Below are 22,358 nucleotides of genomic sequence, written 5' to 3'. Positions count from 1 at the left end.
GGTCGGGTTTATGCCATCTTAACGCTCTGCGTTATGCATAAATTGTCAAAAAAGCGCGCTGCTTAGTCCGGCGCGTCATACAGCAAACACAATACACTTTGGGAGAATCTATGGGACGTCGTCTCAGCTTTCGTGCCAGCGTTGCTGCACTGCTTCTGGCCTGGGGCCTGCCGTTTGCCCACGCCAGCGATCCGCAAACCATCACCTTCGGCGTTGCGCCGGGCCCCTACGGCGATATGGTAAAACAGGCCATTGCCCCTTCGCTGAAAGAGAAGGGCTATAAGGTTGTAGTGCGCGAGTTTAGCGACTACGTGCAGCCGAATATGGCGCTCTCTAACGGCAGCATCGATGCTAACCTGTTCCAGCACTCGCTCTACCTGGAAAAGTTCGCCGCCGATAAGGGGCTGAAGCTGACTAAGCTTATTGTCGTCCCGACGGCGGGCATGGGTCTCTACTCCCATAAGGTCACCAGCGTCGATCAGCTGAAGAAGGGCGATATCGTTACCCTGTCCAACGATCCCACGAACCTGGCGCGCGGCCTGCGTTTTCTCCAGGCGATGCAGCTGATCACCATTAAAGAGAATATCGATCCGACTAAGGCCTCTGAGCGTGACATCGCCAGCAACCCGAAAGGTCTGGTGTTCAAACCCCTGGAAGCGGCGCAGCTGCCGCGTACGCTGGATAGCGCCAGCGCCGCGCTGGTGAACGGGAATTTTGCCATTGCCGCTGGCCTGAAGCTCTCCTCCGCGCTTAAGCAGGAGCAGCTGGACGAGAACCTGAAAAACGTCATCGCGGTACGTACCGAAGATGCTGACAAACCGTTCGCCAAAGATATCGTGGCCGCAGTACAGTCCCCGGCCTACCGGGCGGTGATTGACGATCCAAAGAACATCTTCAACGCGTTCCAGAAACCAGAGTGGATGCATGATTGAGCTAAATAACGTCTGCGTCGATTTTCCCGCAGGCAAGGGGCCTACGACCCGGGCGGTGGACGATGTCAGCCTGCACATTACGGCAGGCGAGATTTTTGGCATCGTCGGCACCAGCGGCGCGGGGAAAAGTACGCTACTGCGCACCCTCAACGCCCTCCAGCGTCCGAGCCAGGGTGAGGTTAAGATCAACGGCGTGGCGATCTCCACGCTGGAGGGCGTCACCCTACGCAAGGCACGCCAGCGCATCGGCATGATCTTCCAGCACTTTAACCTGATGCATACCCGCACCGTGGCGCAGAACGTCGCGTTCAGCCTGAAGGCAGCGGGCTGGGCCAGCGGTGAGATTGCCCCTCGGGTTAAAGAGATCCTGGATCTGGTGGGCCTCGCCGATAAAGCAGGCCGCTTTCCGGCGCAGCTGAGCGGCGGGCAGAAGCAGCGGGTGGGGATCGCGCGTGCGATTGCCAATCATCCTGACGTGCTGCTCTGCGACGAGCCAACCTCGGCGCTGGATCTGGAGACCTCCGCGACGATCCTCGCTCTGCTGAAAGAGATCAACGTCCGTCTGGGGATCACCATCGTGCTGATCACCCATGAGATGAACGTGATCAAATCGATCTGCGACCGGGTGGCGGTCATGTCCGCGGGTAAGGTGGTTGAGCTGGGCGAGGTGTTTGATATCTTCGCCCACCCGCAGCATCCGTTTACCCAGCAGCTGGTTTCGCACACCTTGAATCTCACTCTGCCAGAACGGCTGCAGCAGGATCTGCCGGGGCAGCTGGTGAAAATTCTGTTTATCGGTGATTCAGCCGAGCAGCCGGTGCTCTCTGAGGTGGCGGTGATGTTTGGCGTGGCGGTCAATATTCTGCACGGCAAAATTGAGTATCTCGGCGAGCGGGCGCTGGGGATCCTGGTGGTGCGCTTAACCGCCGCCGATAATCCGGCCGCGGTCGAGGCCGCCGTCGACCATATCCGTCAACGTACAGCCCAGGTGGAGGTGCTTCGTGGATGATTTACTGGCCGATCTGAGCCTGGCCTTTGGCGAAACCTTCCAGATGCTGAGCATCTCTACGGTGCTGGCTATCGTTGGCGGCCTGCCGCTCGGCTTTTTGATTTTTGTGACCGACCGGCATCTCTTCTGGCAGAACCGTGCGGTGTATCTCATCAGCTCCGTGCTGGTGAACATTATCCGCTCCGTACCTTTTGTGATCCTGCTGGTGCTGCTTCTGCCGCTCACCCAGTTCCTGCTCGGCAACACCATCGGGCCGATTGCGGCCTCGGTGCCGCTCTCGGTTGCCGCCATCGCCTTCTATGCCCGGCTGGTAGACAGCGCGTTGCGCGAGGTGGATAAGGGGATCATCGAGGCCGCTGAAGCTTTTGGTGCCAGTCCGCTGCGTATCATCTGCACCGTGCTGCTGCCGGAGGCCAGCGCGGGTCTGCTGCGCGGTCTGACTATCACCCTGGTCAGCCTGATCGGCTACTCGGCGATGGCAGGGATCGTCGGCGGCGGCGGGGTGGGGGATCTGGCGATCCGCTACGGCTACTACCGCTATGAGACGCAGGTCATGGTGGTCACCGTGGTGGCGCTGATTATTCTGGTACAGGTCGTGCAGATGCTGGGGGACTGGCTGGCCGCACGGGCCGACAAGCGAGGCCACCGCTGACTACCCGTTTTGCAGCCAGTCGTTGACCTCCTGCCACGAGCCGCGAAAGACAATCTTCGCGGCTTTCTTCTCTAACTGATAGCGGTACATCGGATCGTAATACTCCTTTAGCAACGGCACCAGCCAGCCATTGTGGCCGCGGGTGTCGCCGCGCTGCTGCTGGATCGCCAGAGCGGTATCAAGGTGCGCCCTGAGTTCGGCAAAGCGCTGCAATCCCAGACGACGGCGGATGGCGAACAGCCCGTGATGCAGATACTCCGCATAGGCCAGCCAGCCTGCCTCCTCGCCGTGTGCCGCAATAAACTCGCGCTGCATACGCACAAAATAGTCGTTATGCAGACGCGCCACGCGCAGGTCAAAAGGATCGTCCACCACCGCGATAGGCGACGCTACCATGCGATCGTACAGGCATCCCGGCAGATGGTTGCCGCCGATCGTCCGGCCTTCATCTTCCAGCACCAGGCGCGCCGCGTCGCGCTTAAGCAGTTCTACCGCCAGCGCATTTTCAAAGCTTGCCTGCGAACGCTGTGCCTGCAGCGTGCGGCCAAATGACGATCCACGGTGGCGAGCCAGATCTTCCAGATCGATGCCGTCAGGATGCTGGCGCACCAGATCGGTTTTACCGCTGCCGGTGCAGCCGCCGATCAGGATCAGCGGACGCTGGACGCGCTGCTCCGTCGCTATTATTGCCGCCTGACGCAGGGCCTTATAGCCGCCGTGAATTAACGGATAGTCAATGCCTGCCTCATGCAGCCACTGTTGTGTGATATGCGAGCGCTGGCCACCACGGGCGCAACACAGATAGCCGTCGGGATGGCGCAGGCAGGCATTACGCCATGATTGAATGCGTTGTTCGCGCGTGATGCCTGACACCAGCTGATGTCCAAGCGTTAACGCGGCCTCAGGGCCCTGGCGTTTATAACAGGTGCCGACCGCCGCACGCTCTTCGTCGTTCATCAACGGGAGATTGATTGCCGACGGCATTGCACCCTGGGCAAATTCAACCGGGGCGCGTACATCCAGCAGGGGGGTATCAGCGGTGAGGATCGCGTAATAATCCATGCCTTCGCTCATAGGACTTCCTTCTGCATATCAAAGGGCGACGTTGTACATTAGATCGCGCTATTTTACGCGTCCATTGGTGCGATGGGGCAAAAAAATGATAGGGGGAGAGGGACTACCGGGTTGCACTTGCGCATACCCGGTTTACATGACAAACAAGGCGGAAACGCTTAACCGAGCTTAGCGCACGCCCATGCGATACCGCTGGCATACTCAGGTGGTAATAGCGGCACGATCGCTTCCAGGGTTGCGCTCAGGCGGTCGGTATCGCTGTCGTTGAGGTTTAGATGTCCCACCTTGCGGCCGGCGCGCACCTCTTTATCGTACCAGTGCAGATGCACCAGCGGCAGCTTCAGCCAGTCGTAGTTCAGGTCGCTGCCGATCAGGTTGATCATCACCGACGGGGCGTTGACCACCGGATTCGGCAGTGGCAGGCCGGTGATGGCGCGCAGGTGCAGCTCAAACTGGCTGATCGACGCGCCGTTTTGCGTCCAGTGGCCGCTGTTGTGCACCCGTGGAGCCAGCTCGTTAATCAGCAGCCCGCCAGGGGTTACAAAACACTCCATCGCCATCACGCCGACGTAGCCCAGCTCGCTCATGATTGCCCCCAGCATCGCTTCGGCCTGCGCCTGCTGCTCAGCGTCAGCCAGCGGAAAAGCCACGCTGGTGCGCAGAATGCCGTCCTGATGCAGGTTATGGGTCAGGGGATAGAACACGGTGCTGCCGTCATGCCCGCGCGCGCCCACCAGCGACACTTCACCGGAGAAGTTAATGCCCTGCTCGACGATACACTCCCCGTAACACTCTTCAGGCAGCGTATCGATCTCACTGGCGCGCAGACGCCACTGGCCGCGGCCGTCGTAGCCACCCACCCGGCGCTTAACGATCGCCAGCTCGCCAAGGGCATTAAACACCTCGGGCCACTCTTCGGCGCTCGACAGCAGCTGCCACGGCGCAGTCGCCAGAGAGAGACGGTCAAAGAGCTGCTTCTGGGTCAGACGGTCGGCAATAATGGGAAAAACGTCGCGGTTAACAAACGCCGGATGGCGTGCCAGCTCGCGGGTCAACGCCGTTTCCGGCCAGCGCTCGATCTCGGCGGTGATCACGCTCTGCGCAAAAGGCACAGCTTCCGGCTCGGCATCCAGCCCCACCGGCCAGACGGCGATACCCAGCGGCTCACCGGCCTGGCGCAGCATCCGGCCCAGCTGGCCGTTGCCGAGGACGCATACCTGCTTCATGCCGCACCTCGCGGGTCCGGGTTATCCAGCACCTCGTCGGTCTGGGCATTGCGCCACTCCACCAGACGCTGATGCAGGTCACGGTCGTGGGTGGCAAGGATCTGCGCTGCCAGTAACGCCGCGTTGGCGGCGCCGGCTTTACCAATCGCCAGCGTGCCCACTGGAATACCGCGCGGCATCTGAACGATGGAGTAGAGGCTGTCAACGCCGCTCAGCGCTGCGCTCTGTACCGGCACGCCCAGCACCGGCACCAGCGTTTTGGCGGCGATCATGCCCGGCAGATGCGCCGCGCCGCCTGCACCCGCAATAATCACCTGATAGCCATTCTGCTCTGCGCCTTCGGCGAAGCTAAACAGTTTATCCGGCGTGCGGTGGGCAGAAACGACTTCAACATGGTGGGGAACGTTCAGGATATCGAGGACTTCAGCGGCGAACTGCATGGTTGCCCAGTCGCTTTTGGACCCCATCACGATGGCGATACGTACCGGATTATTGCTCGAAGACATGCGTCTAAAAACTCCTGTGGGTGTGCGGCATAACGCGTAACAGGGCACAGAGAATAGCATGGAAATCCCGCAAGGAAAACGGTTGCGCGGCTAACCTTGCGGGCAAATTGTTAAGTTATTAAAACGGAAAAGCGATAAGTTCGACCTGCTGTGAGGTGACTTTTACCATTGAACCTTCGCTATGCCAGGCGCCCAGCACGCAGCGAAACGCCGGTTCGCCGTTGGCGGTCATCTCGTGCACGGCCGGGCGGTGGGTATGGCCGTGGATAAGCCACTGTACCTTATGGCGTTCCAGCGCATGGCTTACAGCCTGCGGGTTCACATCCATAATGGTGAGAGACTTACTGCTGTTGGCCGCTTTGCTGTCGGCGCGCATCTTCGCCGCCACCCTATGACGAATAAACAGCGGTAGGGCAAGAAACAGTTTTTGCAGCCAGGGCTGGTGAACCTTAGCGCGAAATGCCTGATAGCCCGCGTCGTCGGTGCAGAGGGTATCGCCATGCATAATCAGCACCCGGCGACCGTAGAGGTCGAGCACTACCTCTTCCGGCAGCAGCGTCATGCCGCTCTCACGAGCGAAGCGCTGGCCCAGCAGGAAGTCACGATTGCCGTGGATAAAGTAGCAGGGCACGCCGCTGTCGCTCAGCGCCTTCAGGGCGGCCGCGATCTGCTGATGCAGGGGATTGGGATCGTCGTCGCCAATCCAGGCTTCAAAGAGATCGCCAAGAATATAGAGGGCGTCGGCGTCACGCGCCGTACCGGCCAGAAAACGCAGAAAACCGGCGGTGATCGCCGGTTCTTCTGTAGAGAGATGCAGATCTGCGATGAAAAGCGTCGCCACGATTACTCGCTGACGGTTACGTTTTCGATGATCACGTCTTCTTTAGGAACGTCCTGGTGCATGCCGCTGCGACCGGTAGAGACCGCTTTGATTTTGTCGACTACGTCCATGCCTTCAACCACTTCGGCGAATACGCAGTAGCCCCAGCCCTGCATGTTTTCACCGCTGAAGTTCAGGAAGTCGTTGTCTGCTACGTTAATAAAGAACTGGGCGGTTGCAGAGTGCGGGGCCTGAGTACGGGCCATCGCCAGCGTGCCACGGGTGTTTTTCAGGCCGTTGTTCGCTTCGTTTTTGATCGCGTCTTTGGTCGCTTTCTGATTCATGCCCGGCTCAAAACCGCCGCCCTGGATCATAAAGCCATTGATAACACGGTGGAAAATGGTGTTGTTGTAGAAACCTTCGCGGCAGTAGTCCAGGAAGTTCTTAACAGTTTCAGGCGCTTTGTCATCGAAAGTTTTGATTACGATATCGCCGTGATTAGTGTGGAAAGTAACCATTTTTGCATCCTGTTCCGGTAGTGTAGAGCATCGACCCAGCTGTGGGTCACGTATAGTCGCCTGTTATAGCATAACCGCAAGGTTCGATCACCTTGCAAAGGGTGCTGCTTCGGTTATCAATTATGGGTATCATACTGAGTTCATTCTCCACACACGTCTTAACGGAATCTTTGATGCTAAAAATTTTTAATACGCTGACGCGCCAAAAAGAGGAATTCAAACCTATTCATGCCGGGAAAGTGGGCATGTACGTGTGTGGTATCACCGTTTACGATCTCTGCCATATCGGCCACGGCCGCACCTTCGTCTCTTTTGACGTGGTGTCGCGCTACCTGCGTTTCCTCGGCTATGATCTGAAGTACGTGCGTAACATCACCGATATCGACGACAAGATCATCAAACGTGCTAATGAAAACGGCGAGAGTTTTGTCGCGCTGGTAGATCGCATGATTGGCGAGATGCACGCTGACTTTGACGCCCTGAACATCCTGCGTCCGGACAGCGAGCCGCGCGCCACCCACCATATTCACGAAATCATCGAGATCACCGAGCGCCTGATCGCGCGCGGTCATGCCTACGTAGCTGACAACGGTGACGTGATGTTCTCCGTGCCGACCGATCCCAACTACGGCAAGCTGTCGCGCCAGGATCTGGAGCAGCTGCAGGCCGGGGCGCGCGTCGAAGTCGCTGAGATCAAACGCAACCCGATGGATTTTGTGCTGTGGAAGATGTCCAAGCCGGGCGAGCCGAGCTGGCCGTCACCGTGGGGCGAAGGGCGTCCGGGCTGGCACATTGAGTGCTCGGCGATGAACTGCAAGCAGCTGGGCCACCATTTCGACATTCACGGCGGCGGATCGGACCTGATGTTCCCGCACCATGAAAACGAAATCGCCCAGTCTACCTGCGCCCATGACGGCGAGTACGTGAACTACTGGATGCACTCCGGCATGGTGATGGTTGACCGCGAGAAGATGTCGAAATCGCTGGGCAACTTCTTTACCGTGCGCGACGTGCTGAAGTATTACGATGCGGAGACCATCCGTTACTTCCTGATGTCCGGTCACTACCGCAGCCAGCTTAACTATAGCGAAGAGAACCTCAAGCAGGCGCGCTCGGCGCTGGAGCGTCTCTACACCGCATTACGCGGCACCGACACATCTGTTGCGGCAGCGGGCGGCGAGGCCTTCGAAACGCGCTTTATCGAGGCGATGGACGACGACTTCAACACCCCGGAAGCCTACTCGGTGCTGTTTGATATGGCCCGCGACGTTAACCGTCTGAAGAGCGAAGACATGCAGGCGGCGAACGCGCTGGCATCTCATCTGCGCAAGCTGGCTGCCGTGCTTGGTCTGCTGGAGCAGGATCCGGAAGCCTTCCTGCAGAGCGGAGCTCAGGCGGATGACGGTGAAGTAGCGGAGATTGAAGCCCTGATCCAGCAGCGTCTGGATGCGCGTAAAGCGAAAGATTGGGCTGCGGCGGATGCGGCGCGTGACCGTCTGAACGAGATGGGGATCGTGCTGGAAGATGGCCCGCAGGGGACCACCTGGCGTCGTAAGTAAGACGACGGGTTTTGTAGGCCGGGTAAGCGAAGCGCCACCCGGCATGACAGAGCCAACAGATCAATGCCCGGTGGCGCTGCGCTTACCGGGCCTACAGGGTCTGCAATCCCTCTATCTTAAGCTGACTCGCGCGTCACCAGCTGTCCGGAAAGGGTGATGCGCTGGGTCAGCAGATCCGGCTCTTTGATTTTGCGGATCATCAGCGACGCTGCCTGGCGTCCAGTCTCTTCGCTTGCCGACGATACGTAGGTAAACGAGGGCGACGTTAAGTTCACGTGCAGCATATCCTCGAAACCGACCAGCGCCACCTGCTGTGTCAGGAACACATCTTTTCCTACCGTACGACCTACCTGATGAATGCCGGAGAGCGAGCCGATCATTGCATCAGGCGAGTGGCAGAGCAGGGCGGTGATGGTGTTGTTCTTCTCCAGCAGCTGCCGGGTCGCGTGGCTCGCCGCGTGGGTCCCCTCCATGCAGGCCGGGGTAGACTCCTCCCGGGTCACCAGTCCGTACTGGGTCAGCGCGCTGCGAAACCCGGCCAGCCGCTGCTGGCGGATCAGGCTACTCTCCGTACCGCCGATGTAGGCGATGCTGCGGTGGCCGCGCTCGATCAGGTAGCGGGTGGCAAGGCTGGCGGCCTGGCGGTTATCGCGCATCACCAGGTTGCACTCCTCCTCCAGCAGCGATTGCGATACCACAACCAGCGGCAGGGGACAGGTGCGGATAAGCTTCGGCAGACGCGAGGTGGTGGCATCGGAGGCAAGATAGATCACGCCTGCTACGCCCTGCTGTTTAAACGAGAGCAGGCAGCGCTCAAGGCTGTCGCTATCGTTCAGAGGCTGGCTGAGAAAAACCATGTAGCCCTGCTTCTCCAGCTCCAGCACGGTGCTGGCCATCACCTTCACAGAAAAACTGTCGCTAAAGTCGCGCAGGATCAGGCCAATCAGGTTAGAAGTGTTGGCGCGGAGGTTCGCTGCCGCCACGTTGTGAACGTAGCCGAGCGTGTCGATCGCCTGCTGCACCTTTTCAATCGTGGCGGTTGATATTTTCCCTTTCTGGCGAAGCACCAGCGAAACGGTCGAGACAGAGACCCCCGCCAGCTTCGCGACATCAATAATGCTGACCTTCTTCAAATCCACTCCCTGAACTTAACGGCTATGCAGTCAACGATGAAAAGTCTCCTGTACGATACAGGAGACCTAATCACCTTAACAGCCTCAGGTTACTTGCCGATCATGCCCGACATGGTCTGGGCAATAAACTGCGCGCGTGCGCCGAAAATCACCTGGATGCCGTTATCGCCAACGAACACCACGCCACGCGCGCCGACACCGTTCAGGCCGTCTTTGTCCACCAGCTCGCTCTTCGCCACCTCAAGACGCAGGCGGGTGATGCATGAGCCTACCGAGCTGATATTGTTTGCACCGCCCAGCAGGGCAACGATTTCGGTCGCCAGCTCGTCATCGGTTTTATCGTTAACGTTAGCGGTCACTTCGGTGCGGCCCGGCGTCTTAACGTCGAAGCGGCGGATCACAAAGCGGAAGGTGAAGTAGTAGATCAGACCCATCGGGATGCCGACGATAATCGCGTTCAGGAAGTTGGTCTGGTAGCCGTTAAACGACGGCAGAATACCGAACGAGATGTAGTCGATCAGGCCCGCTGAGAAGGATTTCGCGATGTGCGCATGGAGCAGGTACATGCACATATACGACAGCCCGGCCATGATGGCGTTGAAGACGTAGAGCACCGGCGCAACGAAGATAAAGGTAAACTCAACCGGCTCGGTGATCCCGGTCAGGAAGCAGGTCAGCGCGGCGGAGAAGAGAATACCGGAGGCGATCTTTTTATTACGGGTATGCGCTTCATGATACATCGCCAGACAGGCGGCAGGCAGCGCAAACAGCATCAGTGGGAACTCGCCCTGCATGAACTTACCGGCATTCTGGTAGGTGTCGCTGCTGAACGACTTGACGCCATCTTCCAGCATTTTGAACCAGATAGTCTGGTCGCCGTGAATAACCTGGCCCGCCTGAGTGGTGTAGTCGCCAAACGAGTACCAGAACGACGGATACCAGATATGGTGCAGGCCGAGCGGGATCAGCGCACGTTCTACCAGCCCAAAGATAAAGGTCGACGCGGCCTGGTTATCACCGTTCACCACCACCGAGAGCGCATCGATACCCGCCTGGATATGCTGCCAGACGTAGGGCAGCAGCAGGCCGAGCAGGAACGACAGAAATGCGGTAGCGATGGCGACAAAGCGTTTGCCGGAGAAGAAGCCGAGGAACTCCGGCAGCTGCATGGTATGGAAGCGGTTATAGCACCACGCGGCCAGGATGCCACAGATTAGGCCGCCAAAGACGCCCATCTGCAGCGTCGGGATGCCGACCACCATAGCGTATTTACCGCCCTGGGAGGCCATCTCTGGGGTAATCGACAGCACCGTGCCGATGGTCATATTGGTAATAAATACCGAGACCGCCGCCGAGAGCGCGGCGATGCCGGATTCCGAGGCCAGCCCCACCGCAGAGCCGATGGCAAACAGCAGCGGCAGGTTATCAAAGATAACCCCACCGGCGTTCATCATCAGCGGCAGGTGAAACTTATCACCAAACGCCAGCAGCAGGCCGGCGGCAGGCAACAGTGAGATTGGCAGCATCAACGCACGGCCAATCATAGATAACTTCGATAGCGATTTTACGAACCCCGACAGCAGACTCATGCGGTTTTCCCCCGATTATAGAAACCCTGGTGATGGCGTTATTATTGTAATGACTTCGTTAAGTAGAACGTTTTAGTAGAACGTTTTACTTATCGTGATTTAAGCCATTGCGGGCCGCAACAGAAATCTGCTGGGAAGCCAGACGAATTTGTTATTCTTTGACGTGGATCGAGCAATGGCCCTTATGAATTAAGGGCCATTTAGGCGGGATTAATCAGTTACAGTGATACTTTGACCATCAAAGGTGACCGTTTGTCCTGCCACGATTTTACAGCGTTTGCGGGTTTCCACTACGCCATCGACGCTGACCAGGCCATCGGCAATGAAATTTTTCGCCTGCGCGCCGCTTTCGCTCCAGCCTTCCAGCTTCAGCAGATCGCACAGCTCAACGTGCGGATGTTTACCTAATGAGAACGTTGCCATCTTATGCTTCCTCTACGTCGTGATACTCTTCGCACGCCTGCAACGTATTCTGAATCAGCGTTGCGACGGTCATCGGGCCTACGCCGCCCGGAACGGGGGTGATATAGGCGGCACGTGAGGCGGCGTCTTCGTACACCACGTCACCGACCACTTTGCCGCTTTCGAGGCGGTTGATGCCGACGTCAATAACGATCGCCCCCTCTTTGATCCACTCTCCAGGAATAAAGCCCGGCTTGCCCACGGCGACGATCAGCAGATCGGCGTTCTCTACGTGCTGGCGCAGGTTTTTGGTAAAGCGATGGGTGACGGTGGTGGTGCAGCCGGCCAGCAGCAGCTCCATGCTCATCGGGCGGCCCACGATGTTAGATGCGCCGATCACTACGGCATTCAGCCCGTAGGTGTCGATGTTGTAGCGATCCAGCAGGGTAACGATCCCGCGCGGGGTGCAGGGGCGCAGGCGCGGCGCGCGCTGGCACAGGCGGCCCACGTTGTAGGGGTGGAAGCCATCGACGTCTTTGTCCGGCGCGATACGTTCCAGCACCTTCACGTTATCGATACCTGCCGGCAGCGGCAGCTGTACCAGAATGCCGTCAATCTCACGGTCGGCGTTGAGTGTGTCGATCAGGGTCAGCAGTTCAGCTTCGCTGGTGGTTTCCGGCAGATCGTACGAGCGGGAGATAAAGCCCACCTCTTCACACGCTTTGCGTTTGCTGCCAACGTAAATCTGCGATGCAGGGTTGCTGCCGACCAGCACAACGGCCAGCCCGGGGGCGCGTAATCCTGCCGCAACGCGGGCTTTCACTTTTTCCGCAACCTCAGAGCGCACCTGCTGCGCAATCGTTTTACCATCAATAATCTTTGCTACCATCAGAGAGAAGATTCCATCTGTAAATTGAAGTAGAGGGGATGGTGTATAGTGTGTCAGAAGCGCGCCGTGCTGTCAGTTAACGTTTGCATTATTCATGCGTGAGAGGGGCCTAAAGTGCGGCTCGATGCTCATTTCAACAGCATCTGACCGCAAAGCCATTGACTCACCGGGCGTTGACCGTATAATCCCAGGCGTTTCCACCGTTTAGGTGGAGCATCTCGCGCAATGCGCCCTTAGCTCAGCTGGATAGAGCAACGGCCTTCTAAGCCGTAGGTCACAGGTTCGAATCCTGTAGGGCGTGCCATTAGTATTCAATGAGTTACTGAAGCTTCAAGCCTGCCTGATCTTCTCCCTGTGTCGTATTTGTGTCATTGTTACCAAAAATCACGTCAATTTTCCGGGCATGCTCGCTCAGATGATTGGACGCAAGATAGGCTTACTTGTTTTCCAGGGAGTGACAATGTCTGACCAAACCTACTGGAACCGCATGGTTCCCGAACTGACCGTAACGGATTTCCCCGCCTCGCTGCACTTTTACGTCGAGATCCTTGGATTTTCTGTCATGATCAGACGTCACGATCCGGAGTTTGCCTACGTTTGTATAGGCGAGGCGCAGCTGATGCTTGAGCAGTACCACGATAGCGGTTGGAATACGGCTAAACTTGTCCGGCCGCTGGGACGGGGCGTAAATTTTCAAATTGAAGTAGATGATGTCGCGCCGATTGTCGCCCGCCTGCAGGCCAATGGCATCGCGCTATATCGTACCCTTCGCGATAACGCTTACAGCACAGGCGACACAGAGGCGTGTCAGCGGGAGTTTCTGGTGCAGGATCCTGACGGCTATCTTCTCCGTTTCAGCCAGTACATCGACTAGTCACCCATCTTCGCCAGCAGCGGCCCGGCGCACCCTTTCGGCGTTTCCATCGCCTGCTGCTTCTCTGTATCGCTAAGCTGCTCCCAGGCGTGAAGCATCTTCTTGCCTAGCGACGGAGAGAAGTGTGTTTTCTTCAACGCATAATCCGAATTGCCGCCTTCGATCATCTGCTCCATTTCGGTCAGTCCAGCCGCAGGAGAGCTGCTTTTTACGGTGCACAGTACCGAGGCGTACCAGGCCTTATCCTCATCGCTATAGTGCGGAACCAGCCACCAGGCCAGCAGTGCAACAAGGGCAATAAGCAGAATAACAGTGCGGGGTTTAACTCTTTTCATATCAGTAACGACAGCCTTAAAAAATGTGCCGATAGTATAGCGCCTTTGCTTAAACAGAAGGACTACGGTAATGCCTGCTACACTCGCATAAGGTTATCTTGTGGAGGACACATGAAATTAGGCTTCGCTTGTAAGTTTCTGGACCCGGATTTAAAGCAGCGTTTCCCCTTTAAAGCCACTACCCGTACGCGATTTTTGAGTCTGGAGAGCGAAGAGCGATCAAAGCTGATCTACACGCTGTCAGCGACCAACCTGACCAACCTCTATCTGCTTTTTCAGGAGCTGGCCCAGTTGCCGCCCGCGCTGCGGATGATGCGCATCGGCAGCGATCTGCTGCCGCTCTATACCGTGCCCGAGGCCACGGCGCTGTATAAGGAGTTCTTGCCGGAGCTCTATCCGCTGTTCACCAAATGCGGTGATTTCGCCCGGGCCAACGATATCCGCCTCTCGTTTCACCCTGGGCAGTACTCGGTGCTCGCCTCAGACAATGTGCTGGTAGTGGAGCGCGCCCTGGAGGATGTGGAGTACCATGCTCTCTGCGCGACGCTGATGGGCTATGGCAAAACCTTCCAGGACTTCAAAATCAACATCCATATGAATGGCAAAGCCGGATTTGCCGGGTTTAAAAGCGCGTTTGGCAGGCTCAGCCCGGAGGCCAGGCGGATGCTAACCGTCGAGAACGACGAGATCTCCTGCTCGCTGGATGATGTCCTCCAGGCGCAAGCGCTCTGCCCAATCGTGGTGGATATTCACCATCACTGGGTGAAGGAGGGGGCGTTTATCCAGCCCAACGATCCGCGTATCGCGCAGGTTAAGGCCTCCTGGCGGGACGTCAGGCCAGTGATGCACTACTCCATTTCGCAGGAGGGGATTATCCCCGAGCAGGGCTTCCCGGATCAGAGCAGCCTTGGCGTGCCGAAAACCAAACTCAGGGCGCACTCGGACTTCTTCTTCAACCCGACGCTCAACGATTGGGCGCTCTCGTTTGCGGATTTTGACATCATGTGCGAGGTGAAGATGAAAAACCTCGCCCGCGACCGGCTCTATAAGTATGCGCAGTCCAGGGCGGAGTAGTGTTATGCGGGGCGATTACTCCCCCTCCATCCCTTCGCCGCTTTCGCCTTTCTCCCAGGCTACCCGACGATGGAACATTCTTTTCAGTGCACGGCCAACGGTGTTAAACCAGCCCGTCGGACGTGGGTCGGCGAGCATACTCAGGGCGCGGGCATAGTCGAGCACCAGTCCCGGCGTCCAGGCCATCGTCTCTGCGCGTTTGCGCAGCTGGAGGGCCACCCACAGCTCCGGCGTGGACATCAGCTTACCCATCGCCATCCAGAACCCGCGCGCCTGCCACAGCCGTCCGACCGATCCCTCCAGCGCGGCTTCTAGCGCCCGAGCCACGGTGCTGGAGCAGTTCCGATGCGTCAGATTGTACGACTCATCCTGACGATAGCGCTCCCAAAACGCTGCCAGCCGCGCCTCGCTGTAGTTACGGATGCGCACCTTGCGTGTCGATGGGCACCACTGTACCGACTCCGTGGCATAGTCCGGCTGAAACTCTCCCGGCACGTCGTTTTCCGGTGTAGCACGTAGCGTACGGGCAAACGCATCTGGTGAGCGGTCGATCTGTACGGCGGGGTAGAGGCTGATATAGATGCCGCCGGGGGACTCCAGCGCGGCATGGCCGGTGGAGATGACGCCGTTGCGATCGACGGCGGCGATATAGCGGCTGATAACCGGGCGCGGAACGGCCTCGCTTGCGGCGGAGCCCACCGGGGTCCAGACATGAACGGTCAGGGCTTTTTCATCGTCGTCCGGCGGCCCTTCCCACTCCACCACGGCGGGAGGAGGCGTATCCGTCTCCGCCATAAACTCTTCACCCTTCAGGCCAGGGTTAGCCGCGGCCCGTTTGACGCGATTCGCGAGGATAAACAGGTTCCAGCCGGCAAAGGCGAGCACCAGGCCCAGGCAGTAGGGAACGGTGCCGGCATAGTCAGAGGGCCAGGGCTGAAAGAAAAACAGGGCCAGCACGATCTCGACGATCCCGCCCCACAGCGCAGGCCGCCAGCGTTGATAGCGGACGACAACCGCAGAGGCGATCTGCAGCGCGCCATCAAACAGGAAGAGCAGGCCGAAGATGATCGACAGCAGAAAGTTACCATCGTGGTTCCCGGCGAGGATCAGTACCGCAGCAAGAGAGAAGGCTGCGCCCTTGACGTAGCGCAGAATACGCTGGCCGCCCATGCCGCTGTGGGCCACCATCAGCGTCGCGCCGCCTTCAAACAGCAGCAGCGAGGCAAAAAGCTCAATGGGGAAGAATAGCGCGCCGTCCAGCGCGTCGATAAACAGCACTACGCCTGCGGTAAGCGTTACCCAGCCGAAACGGCGCAGCCCGCGCCAGTGCGATCGCAGAAAATCAATGCCAAGCAGGATCAGGGTTAGCCGCATCATAGGCGCGTATCCGCAATAGACTCTCCCTATTTATAACCTGGCCGCTGGCAGCGTGCGCAATGAATCGTCTATTTTACAATCATCGCTGGAGGGTACATCACGCTCCCGCCACTCGCTGCGGAAAGCGCTCCAGCAGCCAGTCGATAAACACGCGTAGCCGGTGCGTGACGTGACGGCTCTGCGGATAGACTACATGAAAAGGATAGGGCGCAGGCCGCCACGCTTTGAGGATCTCCACCAGCGTGCCGTTGCGCAGCGCTTCAGCCGTCGAATAGCTAAAGGTCTGAATAACGCCCAGTCCCGCCAGGCCTGCCGCCAGATGGGCATTACTCTCATTAACGCCGATACGATGATCGACCTTAATGTCCGTTTTCTCGCCGTTATGCTCGAAGCGAAAAGGGAAGGCTCTGCCGTTTTGTGGGGAGAGATAGCTTACCAGCCGGTGGCCGTTTTTTAGCTCCTCCGGGTAGGCGGGCGTGCCGAAGGCTTTAAGGTACTCCGGCGTCGCACAGGTAATCAGCGTTGCCGAGCCAATATGGCGGGCAATAAGGGACGAGCTCTCCAGCGGGCCGCCGCGGATCACGCAGTCGACGTTATCGCTGATCAGATCGACGGCGCGGTCGGACACCCCCAGATCGATGCGGATATCCGGATAGCGCGTCATAAACTCGGGAAGGATAGGGATGAGCACGTCGCGGGCGGTAGATCCGCCGATATCGATGCGCAGCAGCCCGCGCGGCTTGCTGCGGGCTGCGCTAAAGGAGGTATCAATATCTTCCAGGTCGCGCAGGATGCGGGCGCTCTTTTCATAGTAGTCGCGCCCTTCGGGGGTGACCGTCACGCGCCGGGTAGTGCGCTGCAAAAGGCGCACGCCAAGGTGCGCCTCCAGCTCCTGAATCAGCTTGCTGACCGTAGCATTGGGCATCTCCAGCGAGTCTGCCGCCCGGGTGAAGTTACCTGCCTCTACTACCCGGGCAAAAGCCCGTATCGCTACCAGCTGATCCATTTATAATCCCCGTTTGTCATATTACGGCTGATTATATACGGTCCGTTGCTTCATCCTCATCCGCAATTAAGACAACCTTGCCGATATGCGTCCCCTCATCCAGTAACCGGTGAGCATCGGCCGCCTCCGCGAGCGGGAACGTTTTGTAGATTTGCGGTTTAAGCTTCCCGGCCTCAATCAGCGGCCAGACGTGGTCGTTAAGCTCTTCAATGATTTCAGCTTTAGCGGCGGGCGAGCGCGAGCGCAGGGTAGAGCCGATATGCATCAGCTGCTTGGTGAGCATCGGGAACAGGTTGAGCTCTTTAGCTGGGCCGGCGAGCACGCTAATCTGCACGATACGCCCGTGCATTGCCGCTGCCTCATAGTTTCGCGCAACATAATCACCCGCGATGATATCAAGGATAATGTCTGCCCCATGCCCGTCGGTCACCTTTTTGGTCACCTCGACAAAGTCCTCTTCTTTATAGAGCACGGCAACGTCCGCGCCGAGCTTCAGGCTGGCCTGACGGTGTTCATCGGAACCCACGGTAGTGATGACCTTCGCTGCGCCAAAGGCTTTCGCCAGCATGGTGGCCGTGGTACCAATGCCGGACGCGCCGCCGTGGATCAGGATAATATCACCGGCTTTAAACTGGCCGCGCTGGAACATGTTAAGCCAGACCGTCATAAAGGTTTCCGGCAGCGCCGCCGCTTCGACAAAGTTCAGTCCGGGCGGCAGGGGCAGGGTATTGCTCTCATGGGCAGTGCAGTACTCAGCGTAGCCGCCGCCGGTAATCAGGGCGGCAACCCGGTCTCCCGGCGCGAAACTTTGCACCTCAGCGCCAACGGCAACCACGACACCTGATACCTCCAGGCCTGGGATATCAGACGCCCCTGGCGGCGGCGCATACTGCCCCTTACGCTGCAACACGTCCGGACCGTTAACCCCTGCGGCAACGATGCGGATCAGCACTTCGTTCGCCTGCGGAGAAGGCACCGGGCGCGTTGTCGCCTGCAGAACCTCCGGCCCGCCGGGCTGGGTAATGTCAATCGCGGTCATGGTGTCGGGCGTAGTATGCGTTTGTTCAGACATCTCTTTCTCCTGTGGTCTTTTACCCTATTATGGTTCAGGAACCACAGGTGAGTTTGTTATCGCTTGCTCTTAATCATAATCCACAACGACTTTAACCTTGCTTTGGACCTTGCCAGTAAACACTTTATTACCATAGCGGGCATAGCGGAGCTGTAGATTAAGTGGATAAGTACGGCCATTCAACAGTTCACCGCCTCGACTGGCGAGCGTAAATTTTTGCGTAGGCTGAAAAGTGATATCCTGACCATTATTTTTTAACTCAAATCCAACTTCCCCAGCGCTTCCCGACTCTGTTCCCAGCTCATTCTGTAAAACGTTGCCGCTGAGCGTGCTGATGGGTTCAAAATGGTAATGAATATTACTGGTCGCAACGCCAGTAGTACTGCTGCATTGCAACTCCGGCTGTTTTGTTGTCGGTGCAGCGAAAGCATTATTGGCAATGTCCTGGTAGCTAATACTCGGCGCAGCGATCTCCTGGTTTTTAAAAGTACAGGTGGTGGGCGTGAATTTAGCGAGCACTTTAATTCGGTTGCGGTACTCATGTGTATTATTGTCATGCCCTGCAAGACAGGAGATTGTGTCACAGGATTGTGGCTTTATAATCATATAGTTTATTAAATCAAATGCTGTGTTAGTCTCGATTGTACCTGTAACATTTCCAGTATAGTTAGTTAGTACACTATACGTTAATACATATTTAAATGTGTTCAGCTCTATCGCTTTATGGGTAACGTGTGAAAACGTCGATCCATTAAATGCGCCCGACTTAGTGGTTGCCCCCGCTTTCAATGATATTTTAATTGCAATATTATGCGTTGAATTACCGATCTTATAGTAGTAATCTGTATTATGTGCCGTGGAGAGGTTGAATATATTAGGTGTCCAGCCGCCGCCTAAGCATTTAAAATCAGGACTGCTGCTAGACAGATTTATAATGTTTTCTTTTGTGGCTGAGCCTGCGTCCAGATCAAGAGTGATGGTTTCTGAAGTAACACTCGGCTGCTTCTCAGTTCCCTCTATATAGCAGTAAGCCTGAGCCTGAAAAACAGCAAACACCGTAATAAGTGCCAGTAAAATACGCATAGTCATTCCTTTTAGCGGCAAGTATAAACTTTGCTTTCGTCGATTGTTTTACCGAATGTGATGGTACAGAAGAGACTCTGCTGTTTATCCGTAGCGACATGCACAGACTGCGGCACGCTATCAGTACGAATAAATAGCTGGCTGCCCTGGGCGACTACGCCTACATTCTGGCCCGCATCGTCTTCTACTTCATAGCCAAAGGTCAGCGGAGAACCGTCCGGGCGTCTGGCTGTGAAAAGGTGCGGCTTACGACTGTCCGTATCAAACTTAGCCAGCACGACCGCGCCACGATAGGGCACAATACCTTTGCGATTGCCGTTTAACGCGACGTCACTTTCGGTATTGGAGGTATCCAGCAACAGGGTATTTTCACGGTAGGGGGTTAAGCTGCTATAGATCGCTTTACCTTGCTTACTGGTGGTATTGAATTTGTTGCCCTGTATTGCAGCGCCTTCCAGCCCCGGCGCATCAATAATGGCAAAGGTCTCGGTGAGGGAATGAGTTAAATTAACGCCACCGCTCCAGGCCACCACGCCGCCCTGAATGCTACCGCTGGCCTGGTTATAGTGATTAGACTGGCTATAGCTACCGTCAAGGGTAGCGAAGGGGGCGTGCCAGGCGAGGTTCGCACCTGCGGCGGTTTCGTGATCCTGCCGCTGGTGGCTCAGGTTCACGCCATAATTAAATTGATCCCTGTCGCCTGCAATACCGTTAATATTGGTGTTATTCGACTGGTAGCCGTCATCATCAAAGGTAGTGCTGTTAGAGACGTACAGGTCGCGCCGTGGCGTGGCGATATCATCACCCCACGAGAAAGGAATCGAGAAGTAGATATTAAACCGTTTATCTTCCCGGTCATCCTCATCGTAGGACTGGCTGACGGAGAGGGTATAAGTAACGCGTGACCAGCTGTTCGAATAGCTTAGCTGGACATCGTTGCGGGTTCCGCCCCGCTGCCAGTAGTCGCGCCATAGGGCGCTGCCGGAGAGCGAACCCCAGCCCGTGGGCAGCGCCTGGTTAACGGCCAGCGAGAAGCTGTTTTTACGGCCAAAGTCGTTTTGGTAGTAGTCGGCAATGTCATACACATCGTCATCGTCACGATGGTAGCTATTTTTATTGTTGGCCCAGACGTGATCATTAAAGGTGCGGTAATCTTTCGAAGAGTAGCGCCATGCGGCCATTGATAGCTGGGTGCCGGTAGGCGACAGATATTTACTCCATGCAACCTGATAACTCTGGCCATCATAGGTCTTGCCATCGTCCTGGCTGCTGTGGGAGCGAGTGACGTCCAGCGAGATAGCCCCTATGCGAGTATTCCAGCCGCTACCTACCAGGAAAGCATTATAGTCATCCGCCAGCATCGTACCGGTGTAGAGCGTTATCAGGTTATTGACGCCGTACTGCCAGCTTCCCTGCATAAAATCTGACTGGTTACTGGCTCCCTCAATATGGCTACGTCCAGCAGAAACGTCATATTTTACCACGCCTGGCTGCAGCATTTTCGGCACGCTGGAGAAGGGCACCAGGTAGTGCGTCGTCGTACCATCCGCCTCTTTCACCGTAACGTCCAGGTCGGCTCCGCCGCCCGCCAGCTGTAAGTCATCAATAGCAAACGGGCCGGGAGGAACTTCGCTCTGATAGACCACAAAGCCGTTCTGTTCCACGGTAACTAACGCATTGCTCTGGGCAATCCCGCGTACCACTGGCGTGAAGTTCTGCTTAGAATCAGGCAGCATCTGCATATCACGCCACAGCCGGACGCCGTTAAAGCGCACTGCGTCAAACAGTTCGCCGTCGGTATACATATCCCCGGCGCGGACGGTGCTCAGAATTTCAGGAATGCCACGCTCCAGATAGAGCGTATTGCTCTTCCACTTACCCTGGCTATCGTCGGTTTTGGTGTAGTTGGTGCTGGAGTGCAGCTGGAAACCCAATAAATTCAGGCCGCTGTTAAAATTGATATAGCTGCTCTTACTCGTGCCGTTCTGTTTGTAGTCGCTGTAGTACTGGCTGGCATAGTAGGATGTGTAGAAGGCATTAATCCCACGATCCCAGGTTTCCGGCGGCATGTAGCCACGCTCGTGGGCGTTAACCCAGGCCTGAGGAACGGTGAGTTTGAGCGCAAGCTGGCTGAGGTCATAATTAACGCTGCCACCCTGTACAGCGTCACTGAGTACAATGCACTCTTCCGGCTTCAGGTTTTTAAACGCCTCGGTTTTAATACCTATCTGCTGTAGCTGAGAGAGAGGTAAGCAGGTTTTATCAGGATCATCAGCCACAACCAGACTGTAACGCCCGCGCCATTCATCATTGAGATAGATATCCAGATCGTATGCCCCGGGAAGGGGTTTATCGCCTTCAAGCGCCAGATCGGATGTTTTTGATCCTTTTATTCCCCCATGCAAAAAATGGGTGTCGAATGTTTCAGCTCGGGCAGAAGCAATATGCAAAAGCAAAGAGGAGATAATCCCCATCGTAATGAGGTTAAATTTATACATGGCGGCTTCCCTGACTATTAATTGCTTTTAATATTTTCTCGCAAGTAATTTCCGTAATCATCAATAAGCGTGACGGTATACTGATTAGCAGCTGGTGCTCCAGGTAGATTTACCCTGGCATGCGGTGCCAGTAACAGCGTCACGTTATTAATTTTTACCGTGCTTTTAATTTCAGTAATAGTTAGCCAGTTTGCAGAGGTATTTTCAACGGCCAGGCCATTGTTAGAGCGTGTGATATGCAATTTAGAAAATGTCTCTTTATTCACGCCCGGTAGGCTGGTTGGGCGATAAATAAGCTTGATCCTGTTTTGCAGAGCAAATTTTAGCTTATTTTTTTCAGAGCCGCTGTCAGAGTTGGGAGGGATATCCAGTACGTTAAGATAGTAGAGTGATTCCCGATCCTGAGGTAAATTTGCTTTCAGAAATTTAATCTTTAGCTGTTGCCCGGCATTGCCGTTGACCTTAACGACGGGGGGCGTCAGGAGAAAGGGGACCTGCAGCTTCTCCGGTGGTGTCTGCGTATCGCCATCGTCAATCCATGCCTGCACCAGCGCGCTGCGATCGCCTTGATTCATGAGCTGAACGGTGACCTCTTTCTGTGCAGCCGGGTAGATAACCCGCGTTCCGTAGATATAAACGCCGCCCCATGCTGGCAATGCTGCTACGGCCAGCAGAGCGGCAAAAATCCTTTTCATAATCCTGTCTCCGCAAGAAAAACCCGGCAGAGGCT

Annotated in this window: 22 protein-coding genes, 1 tRNA gene and 1 pseudogene; 7 read left to right on the top strand and 17 right to left on the bottom strand. The window is 56.6% G+C overall.

The features are described from left to right. The first annotated feature begins 110 nt into the window (after positions 1 to 110). From RTX96_RS11955 to RTX96_RS11945, 3 genes are read left to right on the top strand one after another with little or no spacing between them, the layout of a single operon-like run. Complete coding sequence (locus tag RTX96_RS11955; protein ID WP_312671136.1) at positions 111 to 932, top strand: MetQ/NlpA family ABC transporter substrate-binding protein; 822 nt, start codon at positions 111 to 113, stop codon at positions 930 to 932. Next, a complete protein-coding gene (sfbB, locus tag RTX96_RS11950; RefSeq protein WP_312671134.1) occupies positions 925 to 1,941 on the top strand; it encodes a virulence-associated ABC transporter ATP-binding protein SfbB in 1,017 nt (338 codons plus the stop codon). The genes RTX96_RS11955 and sfbB overlap by 8 nt, the downstream gene beginning before the upstream one ends. Beyond that, the gene (locus RTX96_RS11945) at positions 1,934 to 2,593 is read left to right on the top strand and encodes a methionine ABC transporter permease (RefSeq protein ID WP_103821482.1); all 660 of its coding nucleotides are present in this window, start codon (positions 1,934 to 1,936) and stop codon (positions 2,591 to 2,593) included. Before sfbB ends, RTX96_RS11945 begins: the two co-directional genes overlap by 8 nt. Here RTX96_RS11945 and mnmH read toward each other — a convergent pair whose 3' ends face one another. The 5 genes from mnmH to ppiB form a co-directional block, all read right to left on the bottom strand. After that, the gene (gene mnmH / locus RTX96_RS11940; RefSeq protein ID WP_312671131.1) at positions 2,594 to 3,667 is read right to left on the bottom strand and encodes a tRNA 2-selenouridine(34) synthase MnmH; all 1,074 of its coding nucleotides are present in this window, start codon (positions 3,665 to 3,667) and stop codon (positions 2,594 to 2,596) included. A gap of 158 nt (positions 3,668 to 3,825) precedes the next feature. After that, a complete protein-coding gene (gene purK, locus RTX96_RS11935) occupies positions 3,826 to 4,893 on the bottom strand; it encodes a 5-(carboxyamino)imidazole ribonucleotide synthase (protein ID WP_312671129.1) in 1,068 nt (355 codons plus the stop codon). Next, a complete protein-coding gene (gene purE / locus RTX96_RS11930) occupies positions 4,890 to 5,399 on the bottom strand; it encodes a 5-(carboxyamino)imidazole ribonucleotide mutase (protein WP_312268782.1) in 510 nt (169 codons plus the stop codon). Before purE ends, purK begins: the two co-directional genes overlap by 4 nt. Positions 5,400 to 5,517: 118 nt before the next feature. Next, a complete protein-coding gene (gene lpxH, locus RTX96_RS11925; RefSeq protein ID WP_312671127.1) occupies positions 5,518 to 6,240 on the bottom strand; it encodes a UDP-2,3-diacylglucosamine diphosphatase in 723 nt (240 codons plus the stop codon). Positions 6,241 to 6,242: 2 nt separating this feature from the next. Next, positions 6,243 to 6,737 (bottom strand): peptidylprolyl isomerase B, encoded by a 495-nt coding sequence (gene ppiB, locus RTX96_RS11920; RefSeq protein ID WP_042391734.1) that lies wholly within the window; start codon positions 6,735 to 6,737, stop codon positions 6,243 to 6,245. 173 nt (positions 6,738 to 6,910) lie between these two features. On the opposite strand from ppiB, the gene cysS reads away from it, so the two are divergent. Beyond that, a complete protein-coding gene (cysS, locus tag RTX96_RS11915) occupies positions 6,911 to 8,296 on the top strand; it encodes a cysteine--tRNA ligase (protein ID WP_312671125.1) in 1,386 nt (461 codons plus the stop codon). A 116-nt stretch (positions 8,297 to 8,412) separates the two neighbouring features. On the opposite strand, the gene malI is transcribed toward cysS, so the two are convergent. The 4 genes from malI to folD form a co-directional block, all read right to left on the bottom strand. Then, positions 8,413 to 9,429, bottom strand: a complete 1,017-nt coding sequence (gene malI / locus RTX96_RS11910) for a Mal regulon transcriptional regulator MalI (RefSeq protein ID WP_103821476.1) — start codon at positions 9,427 to 9,429, stop codon at positions 8,413 to 8,415. Between the two features lie 89 nt (positions 9,430 to 9,518). Next, positions 9,519 to 11,018, bottom strand: a complete 1,500-nt coding sequence (locus tag RTX96_RS11905; protein ID WP_103821475.1) for a PTS transporter subunit EIIC — start codon at positions 11,016 to 11,018, stop codon at positions 9,519 to 9,521. A 210-nt stretch (positions 11,019 to 11,228) separates the two neighbouring features. After that, complete coding sequence (ybcJ, locus tag RTX96_RS11900) at positions 11,229 to 11,441, bottom strand: ribosome-associated protein YbcJ (RefSeq protein WP_103821474.1); 213 nt, start codon at positions 11,439 to 11,441, stop codon at positions 11,229 to 11,231. Position 11,442: 1 nt separating this feature from the next. Beyond that, a complete protein-coding gene (gene folD / locus RTX96_RS11895) occupies positions 11,443 to 12,309 on the bottom strand; it encodes a bifunctional methylenetetrahydrofolate dehydrogenase/methenyltetrahydrofolate cyclohydrolase FolD (RefSeq protein WP_312671121.1) in 867 nt (288 codons plus the stop codon). 227 nt (positions 12,310 to 12,536) lie between these two features. Here folD and RTX96_RS11890 point away from each other — a divergent pair. Beyond that, positions 12,537 to 12,613: transfer RNA gene (locus RTX96_RS11890), tRNA-Arg, on the top strand. Between the two features lie 15 nt (positions 12,614 to 12,628). Here the strand turns inward: RTX96_RS11890 and RTX96_RS11885 are convergent. Further along, a pseudogene (locus tag RTX96_RS11885) lies at positions 12,629 to 12,745 on the bottom strand (hypothetical protein); the annotation flags it as partial. Between the two features lie 24 nt (positions 12,746 to 12,769). Here RTX96_RS11885 and RTX96_RS11880 point away from each other — a divergent pair. Beyond that, complete coding sequence (locus RTX96_RS11880) at positions 12,770 to 13,183, top strand: bleomycin resistance protein (protein WP_103821472.1); 414 nt, start codon at positions 12,770 to 12,772, stop codon at positions 13,181 to 13,183. Here the strand turns inward: RTX96_RS11880 and RTX96_RS11875 are convergent. Next, complete coding sequence (locus RTX96_RS11875; RefSeq protein WP_312671117.1) at positions 13,180 to 13,518, bottom strand: hypothetical protein; 339 nt, start codon at positions 13,516 to 13,518, stop codon at positions 13,180 to 13,182. The genes RTX96_RS11880 and RTX96_RS11875 overlap by 4 nt on opposite strands. Before the next feature lie 111 nt (positions 13,519 to 13,629). On the opposite strand from RTX96_RS11875, the gene RTX96_RS11870 reads away from it, so the two are divergent. After that, positions 13,630 to 14,592: a UV damage endonuclease UvsE gene (locus RTX96_RS11870; RefSeq protein WP_312671115.1), complete on the top strand. Its 963-nt coding sequence runs from the start codon at positions 13,630 to 13,632 to the stop codon at positions 14,590 to 14,592. Between the two features lie 15 nt (positions 14,593 to 14,607). Here the strand turns inward: RTX96_RS11870 and RTX96_RS11865 are convergent, their stop codons facing one another. The 6 genes from RTX96_RS11865 to RTX96_RS11840 all read right to left on the bottom strand — a co-directional run bounded on the left by RTX96_RS11865 (position 14,608) and on the right by RTX96_RS11840 (position 22,323). Continuing rightward, entirely contained in the window at positions 14,608 to 15,969 is a 1,362-nt protein-coding gene (locus tag RTX96_RS11865; protein WP_312671113.1) for a DUF308 domain-containing protein, read from the bottom strand. Positions 15,970 to 16,066: 97 nt separating this feature from the next. Continuing rightward, entirely contained in the window at positions 16,067 to 16,975 is a 909-nt protein-coding gene (locus tag RTX96_RS11860) for a LysR family transcriptional regulator (RefSeq protein WP_103821468.1), read from the bottom strand. Between the two features lie 31 nt (positions 16,976 to 17,006). Beyond that, the gene (locus RTX96_RS11855; RefSeq protein ID WP_312671111.1) at positions 17,007 to 18,047 is read right to left on the bottom strand and encodes an NAD(P)H-quinone oxidoreductase; all 1,041 of its coding nucleotides are present in this window, start codon (positions 18,045 to 18,047) and stop codon (positions 17,007 to 17,009) included. Between the two features lie 69 nt (positions 18,048 to 18,116). Then, the gene (locus RTX96_RS11850) at positions 18,117 to 19,130 is read right to left on the bottom strand and encodes a hypothetical protein (RefSeq protein WP_312671109.1); all 1,014 of its coding nucleotides are present in this window, start codon (positions 19,128 to 19,130) and stop codon (positions 18,117 to 18,119) included. Positions 19,131 to 19,141: 11 nt separating this feature from the next. Then, entirely contained in the window at positions 19,142 to 21,628 is a 2,487-nt protein-coding gene (locus RTX96_RS11845; RefSeq protein WP_312671107.1) for a fimbrial biogenesis outer membrane usher protein, read from the bottom strand. Between the two features lie 17 nt (positions 21,629 to 21,645). Then, complete coding sequence (locus tag RTX96_RS11840; protein ID WP_312671105.1) at positions 21,646 to 22,323, bottom strand: fimbria/pilus periplasmic chaperone; 678 nt, start codon at positions 22,321 to 22,323, stop codon at positions 21,646 to 21,648. Positions 22,324 to 22,358 lie beyond the last annotated feature (35 nt).

Source organism: Pseudescherichia sp., assembly GCF_032052675.1.
Classification (GTDB): Bacteria; Pseudomonadota; Gammaproteobacteria; order Enterobacterales; family Enterobacteriaceae; genus Pseudescherichia.
The sequence above is the reverse complement of the archived record's forward strand: the minus strand, read 5'-3'. Positions and strand labels throughout refer to the sequence as shown.